The organism is Psychrobacter maritimus, from assembly GCF_029953575.1.
Taxonomy (GTDB): Bacteria; Pseudomonadota; Gammaproteobacteria; order Pseudomonadales; family Moraxellaceae; genus Psychrobacter; species Psychrobacter maritimus.
In genome coordinates this window covers 2,284,666-2,296,484 of record NZ_CP124526.1, presented here as the reverse complement: position 1 = coordinate 2,296,484, position 11,819 = coordinate 2,284,666, and the positions used below count along the sequence as shown (strand labels likewise).

The following is an 11,819-nucleotide window of genomic DNA, read 5'->3' as shown; positions in this document are numbered from 1 at the left end:
TTATTTTGAATGTTAACCATTACAGGAGCTAATATGAAAAACATGACTAAAATGATGATGGCTGCAACCCTTGCTGTGGGTACACTTGCTGCAGCGGGTTGCCAAACCACGATCCCTAGTGTTACCGCACCTGTGACTCAGCCAATTACTGCTGATGCCCTACAAGCGCATAACTGGCAGCTTGTCGATGCTAAGCGCACCAATGGCGAGAAAGTAAGCCAATTATTCTTTGATCCAGCAAAACCATTAACGCTAAAATTCTTTAAAGATGGCACCACCAACCGTGTAACCTTTACTAATACTTGTAATAACATGGGCGCTAGTTATAGCGTCGTAAATGGCAATGTTGTATTAGGTAATGTCATGTCGACGATGATGGCATGCCCTGAGCCACAAGCCAGCTTTGATACCGCCACATTGGCGACGGTACAAGGTAAATACAGCATCAATAATAATGCTAATAATGTACCTGTTTTGACTATTAAAAACGACAATCAAGTCGCTTATTTTAAAGCCGTTGCTAAATAAAGCAGTCTGTAAGTAACTGATTTATTTAATACAAATGCTATAAAATTTAATATAAATAATGCCTCACTAATCAGTGGGGCATTTTTTTATCTAAAATTTGCCATGGTTTACGCTACACTGTCATGAGCTGCTAAACCAAATATTCAGGCAGCAATGATGTTTTTATGCTATTCATTTTTAACCTTATTTACTAAGATTCTCAGTACGCAATAATCAACACTTTATTGGATGTCATCTTATGTTTAAAATCTTTGTATCAGAGTCATTCTTCGATATACGTACGCTGAGTAGCATCACGGCGATAATGGCGTTTAGTTTGTTAGCGGGTTGTCAAACATTAACAACAAATAATATGGCTCAAACACCTGCTGATATGCGTGCAAGCAATTCACTGACGGCGCGCATGCCAGCGATAGATCGGCAAGGGCGCATTGCTTATGTCGAAGAGCAAGGGTCTGGTGCTGCAAAGATATCGACACTTTATAGCATTCGTCCTGATGGTAGCGACCGCCAATTGATAGATCAGTTAAATGGCTATATCTATGCGCCAGCGTGGTCAGCAGATGGTCAAATGCTGGCCTATAGTAAACAAGCAGCGCGCCAGCATCCCAAAATTTATCTTTATGAGCGCAAAAGCAACGCGCAACATCTAATCGTAGATGCGGAGGGCAGTAATTTATCAGCCTCATTTTCGCCAGATGGGCAAAAACTGCTTTACAGCTCAACGGTGGGTGGTAATGCTGATATCTATGAGATGCGCCTAAGTGACGGCAATACCAAACAGCTGACCACGCTGCCAAGTACTGAGGTGCAGCCAAGCTATGCTGCCGACGGGCAAAGCTTTGTCTATACCAGTGATAAAGTTCGCGCTGGTCGCCCAAGTATTTATCGTTATAACTTTGCCATGGGTCATGCGAGTATTATACCGACAGCCGGCTATGCGGCCAGTCCGCAACTGAGTTTAGATGGTCAACGTTTGGCATATCTTAATGGTCGTAAGGCAGCGGTGATGACGCTCGCCACAGGACAAGTTATCAATCTAGCAGAAACAGGACTTGATGAGCCCGCGCGACTGTCACCTTCTGCACAGTATGCTGTCTATCCCACCAAGCTTCCACAAGTGAGCGGTCAAAATGGCGGTAGCTTAGTTATTCACTCATTATCCGGTAATACAAGCTATGCGATTAGCAGTAAAACGGGCGGGGTAGTGCGCTCACCCATTTGGGGTCGTTAAACGTTTTTTTAATCTAAAGGTAATAAATATCATGGCGCACAAGAAAAAGAATGTCCGCAAAAAAGAGTGTCCGGTCTGTGAGCGCGAGTTTAGCTGGACTAAAAAATTGGATAAAAACTGGGAGAGTATGGTTTATTGCTCAGACCAATGTCGGCGTATTAAAAAATATGAGGGTCTGGATCATCAAAAAGAAGATAAATAGGGGTCAATAGTGAAGTAAAGATATAAAAGGGAGCAGACGATGGCACATAAAAAGGTAAACTTACCGCAAAAAATCTGCCCCGTTTGCCAGCGTCCTTTTACTTGGCGTAAAAAGTGGGAAAAGGATTGGGAGCAGGTGATTTATTGTTCTGAGCGGTGTCGGCGTGGGAAAGTAAACTAAGTTACTCCAAAATATTAAGGCAAAGTATGAGCAAACATTTCGAACATTCAAGCTTACGAGAAAAGCTTATTGAACATTTATTTATCGGTGAAATGCTTAAGTTATCGTGGCTAAAGGACGATTGTCAATTAGAAGTCATGAAACCTGAAGTTGATAACGCAGGTTGTGATGTTGTTCTTGAAGACAATAATATTATTCGCCATATTCAACTAAAAACTTCAAAATTAGGTGCTAAAGCGTCAGGCCAAAAAGTGAATGTTCGCTTAGCCACTAAGCCTTCGGGATGTATTGTTTGGATAGTATTTGATGAAAATACTTTAGAGCTGTGCTCGTTTTATTTTTTTGGTGCTGAGGCTGGAAGGCCACTAACTGGACTAGAGAATGCTAAAGTTGCAAAACATACTAAAGCTAATGTGGATGGTTTAAAAGCTGAGCGACCCAATATACGTATACTTAATAAAGGACAGTTTACTCGATACGATAGTATTGAAGATCTATATAAAGTTTTATTTTTTCCACAGAATTAGAGGTAATTCGATTCAAACCTTGGTCTGAATCGAATACTCTATAGTTTTTTAAAAATAGTGGTTTATTGATTCTAAAATGAACATAAACAAATTATTAACCTACAAATTCGGATTCAACCACTTCTCAGCCGTTTTCATATCCCAACCTTTACGCTCAGCATAGCTCTCTAACTGATCGCTGCTGATTTTACCGACGTTGAAGTATTCACTCTCAGGATGCGAGTAGTAGAAGCCGCTGACCGATGAAGCAGGCCACATCGCATAGCTTTCAGTGAGTCTCGTACCGATAGCATCAACGGTGCCTAGCCAGTCAAAAAGTTTACCTTTTTCGGTATGCTCAGGGCAGGCAGGGTAGCCAGGTGCAGGGCGGATACCGACGTATTTTTCTTTGATCATCTCATCATTGCTGAGTGACTCAGTCGGCTGATAGCCCCAATACTCTTTACGAATCAACTCATGTAGATGCTCAGCAAAGGCTTCAGCTAAGCGGTCAGATAATGCCTGTACCATGATGGCATTATAGTCATCGCCAGCGGCTTTATACTTTTCCGCCAATGCTTCTGTCCCAACGATTGAGACCGTAAAGCCACCAAGATAATCGGTATGAGCTTCCGATGGCGAGATAAAATCTGCCAAGCTAAAGTTTGGCTTGCCGCTGGCTTTGTCACTCTGCTGACGCAAATGCTCAAATTGATATTCTGCTGTGCCGCCCTCAGTCGGTGATTTGTCATAGACGGTGACGGTATCGGCACCGGTACGACGGGCTGGCATGAGCTTAAAGACGCCTTTGGCAACGATTAACTTCTCATCAATCATTTTTTGCATCAAGTCATTAGCATTATCAAACAAATCGCGCGCCGCTTCACCAACCACCTCATCTTGCAAGATTTTTGGATATTTGCCAGCAAGTCCCCAAGAGATAAAGAACGGCGTCCAGTCGATATAAGGCAGTAGGTTAGTGATGGGGTAATCATCGAATATCACTTGTCCGAGCTTATTAGGCACTGGCGGTACATAGTTGTCCCAATCATCTTTAAAACCAAGCTCTATTGATTCAGCATAGGATATTTTTGCCGCTTTTGGTTGACGCTTAGCAAGGCGCTCACGTACTTTGATGTATTCTTCGCGCGTCTCATCGATTAAGCCTTGACGGTGCTCTTTGGATAGCAGCTTAGTTACTACGCCAACTGAGCGTGAAGCGTCCGATACATAAATGACGGCATCGTTTTGATATTGTGGCTCGACTTTAACTGCCGTATGGGCTTTAGAAGTCGTTGCCCCGCCAATCATTAAGGGTAGGGTCATGCCGCGCTCTTGCATTTGCTTAGCGACATAGACCATCTCATCGAGGCTTGGGGTAATCAGACCTGATAGCCCGATGATATCGACTTCTTCAGCGATGGCGGTATCAAGGATTTTCTCACAAGGTACCATCACGCCCAAATCGACGATATCGTAGCCATTACAGCCAAGTACCACGCCGACGATGTTTTTGCCGATATCATGGACGTCACCTTTGACCGTTGCCATGAGGATTTTGCCTTTCTTTTCGCCCTCGACTTTTTCGGCTTCGATATACGGGTTCAACCACGCGACCGATTGCTTCATGACGCGAGCAGACTTCACCACTTGCGGTAAGAACATTTTACCGGCACCAAATAAGTCGCCGACGATATTCATACCGTCCATGAGCGGTCCTTCGATAACTTCTAATGGCTTGGGATACTTCTCCCACGCCTCTTTGGTATCGGCATCGATAAAGGTGGTGATACCTTTTACTAGCGCATGAGCAATACGTTCTTCGACCGTGCCTTCGCGCCATGACATATCGACGGTGCTGTCTTTTTTCTTACCGCCATCTTGATAGCTTTCAGCGATGGTCATCAGACGTTCGGTAGCATCTTGACCGCTCTCGCCTTGGTTGCGATTGAGCATGACATCTTCGATGGCGTCGCGGGCTTCCTTTGGAATATCATCATAGAGCTCAAGCATCGCTGGGTTGACGATACCCATGGTCAAGCCGTTTTGAATCGCATGATAAAGGAATACCGAGTTGATGGCTTCACGAATCGGGTTACCACGGAAACTAAACGAGACGTTAGAGACGCCGCCCGATACCATGGCGTTTGGTAAGTTTTCCGTAATCCATTTGGTGGCATTAATAAAGTCAGCACCGTAGTTATTATGCTCAGTGATACCGGTCGCAACCGCAAAGATATTGGGGTCAAAGATGATATCTTCACTCGGGAAGCCGACCTCATTAACCAAAACATCGTAGCTGCGCTGACAAATCTGAATTTTACGCTCGTAAGTATCAGCCTGACCGTCTTCATCAAATGCCATGACGATGACCGCTGCACCATAACGCATACAAAGCTTGGCGCGCTCGACGAACTCGTCATAGCCTTCTTTTAACGAGATAGAGTTGACGACGGATTTACCTTGGATACGTTTGAGACCTTCTTCGATAATGTCCCATTTAGACGAGTCAATCATCAAGGGTACGCGGCTGATATCCGGCTCACCAGACACCAGATTGACGAAGTGAATCATCGCCTGCTTGGAGTCGAGCATGCCCTCATCCATATTGATATCGACGATTTGCGCGCCGCCTTCGACTTGATCGCGGGCGACATCCAGCGCTTCGGTATAGGCTTCGGTTTTAATCAAGCGTAAGAATTTCTTTGAGCCAGTAACGTTAGTACGCTCACCGACGTTGACGAACAAGCTCTCAGGCGTAATAGTAAATGGCTCAAGTCCCGATAAGCGGCAGGCAGGGGCGATTTCAGGAATGACGCGCGGTGGATAATTGGCCACCATATTAGCGATTTGGCGAATGTGCTCAGGCGTCGTACCACAGCAGCCGCCGACGATATTTAAGATACCCGCTTTGGCAAAGCCTTCAAGCAGTGCCGCGGTTTCTCTAGCGCTTTCATCATACTCACCAAATTCATTGGGCAGACCAGCGTTCGGATGCGCAGATACATAAGTATTGGCAATATTTGATAGTGTCTGGATATGTGGACGTAGCGCATCAGCACCCAAAGCACAGTTGAAGCCAACTGATAATGGTTTGGCATGGCGAATCGAGTTATAAAACGCCTCAGCCGTTTGACCTGAAAGGGTACGACCCGACGCATCAGTTATCGTACCCGAAATCATAATCGGTAACTCAAAACCAATATCATCGAAGACGCCGGTTACCGCAAAGATGGCCGCCTTGGCATTTAGCGTATCAAAAATGGTCTCGATTAACAGGATATCGACGCCGCCTTCTATCAGTGCCAACGTCGCCTCGCGGTAGTTCAGTACCAATTCATCAAAGGTAATATTACGAAAGGCGGGGTCATTAACATCGGGAGATAATGAACAGGTACGCGACGTCGGACCAATAACCCCAGCGACAAAGCGCGGCTTTTCTGGGGTCTTAGCGGTAAATTCATCAGCAGCTTCGCGTGCAATTTTGGCAGCAGTTTTATTCAGTTCCGGCACCAGATGTTGCATATTATAGTCGGCCATCGATAGGCGCGTACCATTAAAGCTATTGGTCTCAATGATATCCGCACCGGCTTCCAGATGGGCAATATGAATCTCTTTAATCATTTGTGGCTGCGTGAGTACCAGCAAATCATTATTACCACGTACATCTTGCTCAATATCGGCAAAACGCTCACCGCGATAATCTGCTTCCTCGAGCTTATAGTTCTGAATATGCGTGCCCATCGCCCCATCTAACATCAAAATCCGCGACGCCATCTGCTCGGTGATACGAGCGCGCGCGTCCTGTTGCTGCGTCTTATAAGGAAACACAGCCGGCGGCGTGAGAATAAAGTCATTAGCCGTGTTTGATGCATTAGCTATATCTGCATTAGCTACATCTGTATAGCTATCAGCGGGAGAGGAGGTCGGTGATGTGGTGGTGTTTTGAGTCATAGGAGCGCTGCTTATAGAGTCAAGATAATAAAGGGAAGGAGGTAACGTTATTCAATATTTTTTAGGGTTAGCTTGGTAAATTAGCTTAGTAAGAAAATAGGGCATTTAAATCATATACTTTATAAAATAACGGCTTAAAACCGATAAGCAAATCTGGATTATTCTAGCATGAAATGTCTATGAATCACGGAATTGTACTTATTCCGCTTTGGCAAAACCATTGCAGCCATCGCATTTAAACATATTTGAAATTTGGCGTTTTACAAATAACTTTATGATTAAACGTGCCATGGCTCACACATGATAGTGTTAGATTTTATGGCATTGATTTTCTTGTATTGATTCTATTGGATAATGCCATTTGGTACAAATGAATATCCTTTCACGCAATGATTACATAAAGCTTTGCTTTCAATAGTGAAACTCTGATTATTCACCTAAAACACTGACAAAACTTACATCGATAGCACAAAAAATAGCGTAAACGTAAATTTATAAAGACCAGCTATATGTTAATTTAAGTTCAGAAGGATTGGCGTTTCATAAGCAATGCTTATTAGTAACTGCTAATGATTTTTATTTGTGAGTGATTAACAATTGGGAATCAACCAGCGATGTAAGCAGTGCTTCTGATATAAGCAGTGGTTCTAAGGAAAGACAATCTGACTGTAAGACGGTCATAAAAACTGAATAAATTATAGTCATTCAATCATTAAGGACAATGTTATGAAACTAGTTAAAATCGCCACCCTTGGCACTCTGGCACTTTCTATCGCAGGTCTTAGCGCTTGTAATAATATGATGCCAACCAAAAGCCCCACTATGAAAGCACCGATGCATAGCCAAGCTACCACCAGTATGAACGTGGTACAAATCGCTCAAAGCAATCCAGATTTTTCGCTATTGGTTGAAGCGGTGGTCGCTGCTGATTTAGCAGGCGCATTATCTGATACCAGTGCAAGCTATACGGTATTGGCACCGACCAATGCCGCCTTTGTTCAAGCATTACAAGAAACGGGCATGACCAAAGCTGAGCTGTTTGCCAACAAACCATTGCTCACTAAGATTTTGACTTACCATGTGCTAAAAGGTAACACGCCCGTTTATCAAAAACACGTCAGACCCGGTAATTACACCATGCTAAGTACGGATACATTGGTCATTACACCACAAGGCAGACTCATGGATGAAAATGGTCGCATAACCAAGATTCTAAAAACTGATATCGCTGCGAGTAATGGGGTGGTGCATGTGATTGATAGAGTACTGATGCCTAAATAAGTAATTAACTAAGTTCTTAAATAAGCTCTTATATAAGTTGTATAAATTCAAACAAGTATTTAATAGACCTCTTGCAAAAGTCATAGACCAAGCTCGAAATTAACAACACCGGCGAATAGCTTAATTCTAAGATCATAGCGCTGACGACGGTTGCGATATTTATGAGCAACAATTTTGAACAATTTAATTAAGCCTATTTTATGTTCAACCATAATACGAAACTTTGCCAGATAGTGATTGGCTTGTTTGCAAAGCTCTAACAGCTGACCCTCACGTGGCTTTTTAAAGGGGGTGAAGCTCTGTTCATGTAACTTTGCAATACCTTGATAGCCACTATCGGCTAATAGTTTAGCGTCACAAGGTAACCAGTCAGGACAAGTATCTTTATAGAGCTTAAAATCGTGAATAGACCCTTTAGACGTTTGAACATCTAATATCAAACCTGTTTTCCAGTGAACGATTACTTGAGCTTTTAAGGTGTGTTGTCTCTTCTTGCCACTGTAGTAATCTCTTTGGTTTTTTTTGGACGCTCAATAGGGGTTTCAGTGGCATCGACGATGACGACTGACCAATTAATATCGTCATCGACTCTACTAGGAAGCTTTTTAGGTAAATCAAACTTGCCTGAATTGATAAGAACATCTTCTACTTTACGAATGATACGGCTGGCAGAAGATTCATGAATCCCGAAGTCCATACTGATGTGGTACAGCTTCCGGTATTCACGCCAATAAGTAAGGGCCAGTAATATTTGTTCCTCCAGACTAAGCACGCTTGGTCTACCTGCTTTGGTCTTTTGGGTTTCATGCTGCTGCATGGCCTCAAGCATTTCATAAAAGGTCGCTTTATGAATACCTGTATAGCGTTTGAAGCCTGCGTTATTTTGTTCGAGTAGCTTATCTATGTTTGGCATGGTTCTTAGCCAGTTGTGAATGTATTAGTTATTGTAAAATCCTCTGCTACTTTTGCAAGAGGTCTAATAAGCTGCTTATTTAGGTAGTACACAAGCTCACATAGTACAAAGCGATATTATTAGCCTATAAGCCAATATTGGTTTTTAAGCTAAAAAGGGTTATTAACCTAACAAGGGCTTTGTACACGTGATCGATACAGTGGCGCTACCTAAGTAAGCACCAATTAAAAAATAATCAGCTAATATGGTAGTCATTGAAATCGTTGGCTTATTTCTAGAATCCACAAATTAACTAAGTGTTTAATTATTGAAATTCCACCTATTCACTAAATTACTTATTTATAAGCCATTCACTCAAATCCTTACCCATCCTCCAACCTTTACCCATTTATAAATATCCAATCACCAACCATTTACCCCAAAGGAATACCCTATGTTAAAGAAAAACCTATTATCTATCGCCGTCGTTACCGCTGCATTGTCACTAGCTGCTTGTAACGATAAAGAAGCCGTTACCGAGCCAGTTGAGCCAGAAGCGACTACTGACGTCGTCGTTGAGCCAGAAGTTGCCCCTGAAGCAATGGCTGAAGCAGACGCGACTGCGATGCCAGCAGATATGGCTACCCAAAGCATTGGCGAGATGGCGGCCGGTAATGAAAATCTAACCATTTTAACGGCAGCACTACAAGCCGCCGACCTTGATGACATGATGATGGCAGAAGGTCAGTACACCGTATTTGCACCAACTGATGATGCCTTTGCTGCTTTATTAACCAAGCTTAACATCACCAAAGAACAGTTATTGGCAGATAAAGAGATGCTCACTAGCGTCCTGACTTATCATGTCGTACCGATGGTAGTAAAAGCTGCTGATATCCCTTATGGCAATTCTATTGAAACCGCAAACGGTCAAACGTTCTCTATCAGCGATGCCAACGTCATTACTGATGCGAGCGGCAATACGGCTAATATCGTTGGCACAGATATGATGGCGACCAATGGTGTAGTCCATGTGATTGATAATGTATTGCTACCTAAATAATCTGATTTTATCGCTATAAACAACAGTAAAAGCATCTAAGTATTTGAGAAGCCCAGCCACCGAGCTGGGCTTTTTGTATTTAATGACTTATTTCATGACTCATCGCAAAATGTATCACTGTCTTTATGACAACATTACGTGCATAAAAAAGCCCGAGACGATGGGCTCGGGCTTTTGTTTTTTATCGATGTTATCAATGCTATCGATACTATTCATGCAATACTATCAATGTCATCGATACTATGAATACTGCTTAGACAGCACTACAGTAGGGTGAATTATAGACGCTCTTTATGTAGTGGATCTTGGGCTGCCATTCTTTGTTGTTGCTTAAGATGACGCTCTTCCCAATACGGCGCGTTTTTGATACCGAATTTTGCTGGATCAAAAGTATAGTGCTTCACGCCAGCTTTACGCTGTGCTTCATAGTCTTTAAGCATGGTAAGCGTTGGACGCGCGACAAAGAAGATGACCAAAATACCAACGATATTAAGCCAAGCCATAAGACCAACACCGATATCACCAATTGCCCAGATATAACCGGCTGAGTTAAGACCACCGTAGGCAACCATCACCATAATTAGTACTTTAACTAAGAATAGACCGGTTTTATTGGCACCGCGGCTGATAAAGCGCGTTAAGTACGCAACGTTTACTTCAGCGATATAGTAGTAAGCCAAGATGGTGGTAAAGGCAAAGAAGAATACGGCGATAGCGATAAAGGTGTTACCAAATTGACCGTATACTGATTCCATTGCCATTTGGGTAAAGGCAGGCGAGTTAATCTCAACACCCGCCGCAACGTTTTGTACGATATATTGACCGTCAGGTAGCGTACCTTGGATGTTATAAGTACCCATGGTCAAAATCATAAAGGCAGTCGCCGAACAAACCAATAAGGTATCAACATAGACTGAAAATGCCTGTACCAAACCTTGCTGTGATGGATGCTCAACTTCAGCCGCACCAGCAGCATGAGGACCTGTACCTTGACCGGCTTCGTTAGAGTAAATACCACGTTTTACACCCCAACCGATGGCCGCACCAAAACCGGCTTGAGCGGTAAAGGCATCACCAATGATTAAGCCAAATACTTCTGGAATCATCTGGTAGTTTGTAAACATAATGACTAGCGCTAGACCAATATAACCCAGTGCCATAAAAGGAACCGCATACTCAGTAAAGGTTGCGATACGTTTAATACCACCAAAGATAATAATCGCTAGTACCACTAGAATGATACCCAATGCGACAAGACGCATAGAGCCCACTTCTAAGCTACCGATACTCATCACGGTGCCTTCACCCATCACCTGTGCAAAGGCATTGATAACGCCGTTTGCTTGCACACCAGGTAAGAACATACCACAAGCTAAGATAGACGCGATGGCGAAAATAATGCCGTACCAGCGTTGACCAAGCGCGCGCTCAAAGTAATAAGCAGGACCACCACGATATTCGCCAGTGACGACGTCTTTTTCTTTATAAATCTGCGCAAGGGTTGATTCGACATAAGCGGTAGATGCGCCTAAGAAGGCCACAACCCACATCCAAAATACCGCACCAGGACCACCGAAGCCGATAGCTGCTGCTACCCCTGCGATGTTACCCATACCCACACGACCTGCTAAGGATACGGCAAGTGCCTGAAATGATGAAATACCCTGTGCACTCGACTTACCTTTAAATAGTAAGCTGATCATTTCACTGAATAAACGTACTTGTACGAAGCGCGTCATGATGGAATAAAATAAACCTGCGCCCAAGCATAAATAAATTAATGCCGGGCTCCAGATAATTCCGTTTACTACATTAACTAAACTTTCCATATGTATATATTCCTAGTACTGTCTCAAAGTGGCTATATATGATGATGCTTAGAGTAAGTTTGCTATTTAATTTCCTTATTAAAACCAACTTCTCAAATAATCGGCATCTACTTAAAGCTATCGATTAAGTTTCATACGCGCTTAGCCACC

At 43.2% G+C, this 11,819-nt stretch carries 10 protein-coding genes and 1 pseudogene; 7 read left to right on the top strand and 4 right to left on the bottom strand.

What is annotated here, in order from left to right; all coding sequences use genetic code 11:
* Positions 1 to 33: 33 nt before the first annotated feature.
* The 5 genes from QJS82_RS09790 to QJS82_RS09770 all read left to right on the top strand — a co-directional run bounded on the left by QJS82_RS09790 (position 34) and on the right by QJS82_RS09770 (position 2,671).
* A complete protein-coding gene (locus QJS82_RS09790; protein ID WP_281490346.1) occupies positions 34 to 528 on the top strand; it encodes an META domain-containing protein in 495 nt (164 codons plus the stop codon).
* A gap of 238 nt (positions 529 to 766) precedes the next feature.
* On the top strand, positions 767 to 1,762 hold the full coding sequence (locus tag QJS82_RS09785; protein WP_281490345.1) for a Xaa-Pro aminopeptidase: 996 nt from the start codon (positions 767 to 769) through the stop codon (positions 1,760 to 1,762).
* A 31-nt stretch (positions 1,763 to 1,793) separates the two neighbouring features.
* Positions 1,794 to 1,964: a DUF2256 domain-containing protein gene (locus tag QJS82_RS09780; protein ID WP_021813321.1), complete on the top strand. Its 171-nt coding sequence runs from the start codon at positions 1,794 to 1,796 to the stop codon at positions 1,962 to 1,964.
* Between the two features lie 39 nt (positions 1,965 to 2,003).
* Entirely contained in the window at positions 2,004 to 2,144 is a 141-nt protein-coding gene (locus tag QJS82_RS09775; RefSeq protein ID WP_183621348.1) for a DUF2256 domain-containing protein, read from the top strand.
* A gap of 26 nt (positions 2,145 to 2,170) precedes the next feature.
* Positions 2,171 to 2,671, top strand: a complete 501-nt coding sequence (locus QJS82_RS09770) for a hypothetical protein (protein WP_281490344.1) — start codon at positions 2,171 to 2,173, stop codon at positions 2,669 to 2,671.
* A gap of 99 nt (positions 2,672 to 2,770) precedes the next feature.
* On the opposite strand, the gene metH is transcribed toward QJS82_RS09770, so the two are convergent.
* The gene (gene metH, locus QJS82_RS09765; RefSeq protein WP_438656706.1) at positions 2,771 to 6,427 is read right to left on the bottom strand and encodes a methionine synthase; all 3,657 of its coding nucleotides are present in this window, start codon (positions 6,425 to 6,427) and stop codon (positions 2,771 to 2,773) included.
* Between the two features lie 903 nt (positions 6,428 to 7,330).
* Between metH and QJS82_RS09760 the strand changes: the two genes are divergently transcribed.
* The gene (locus QJS82_RS09760) at positions 7,331 to 7,885 is read left to right on the top strand and encodes a fasciclin domain-containing protein (protein WP_201620458.1); all 555 of its coding nucleotides are present in this window, start codon (positions 7,331 to 7,333) and stop codon (positions 7,883 to 7,885) included.
* Positions 7,886 to 7,965: 80 nt separating this feature from the next.
* Here the strand turns inward: QJS82_RS09760 and QJS82_RS09755 are convergent.
* Positions 7,966 to 8,349 (bottom strand): annotated as a pseudogene (locus tag QJS82_RS09755) (transposase family protein); the annotation flags it as partial.
* An 8-nt stretch (positions 8,350 to 8,357) separates the two neighbouring features.
* Positions 8,358 to 8,798 (bottom strand): transposase family protein, encoded by a 441-nt coding sequence (locus QJS82_RS09750; RefSeq protein ID WP_281490342.1) that lies wholly within the window; start codon positions 8,796 to 8,798, stop codon positions 8,358 to 8,360.
* Between the two features lie 433 nt (positions 8,799 to 9,231).
* Between QJS82_RS09750 and QJS82_RS09745 the strand changes: the two genes are divergently transcribed.
* Entirely contained in the window at positions 9,232 to 9,840 is a 609-nt protein-coding gene (locus QJS82_RS09745) for a fasciclin domain-containing protein (protein WP_281490341.1), read from the top strand.
* Positions 9,841 to 10,118: 278 nt separating this feature from the next.
* Here QJS82_RS09745 and QJS82_RS09740 read toward each other — a convergent pair whose 3' ends face one another.
* A complete protein-coding gene (locus QJS82_RS09740) occupies positions 10,119 to 11,669 on the bottom strand; it encodes an alanine/glycine:cation symporter family protein (protein ID WP_281490340.1) in 1,551 nt (516 codons plus the stop codon).
* Between the last annotated feature and the right edge of the window lie 150 nt (positions 11,670 to 11,819).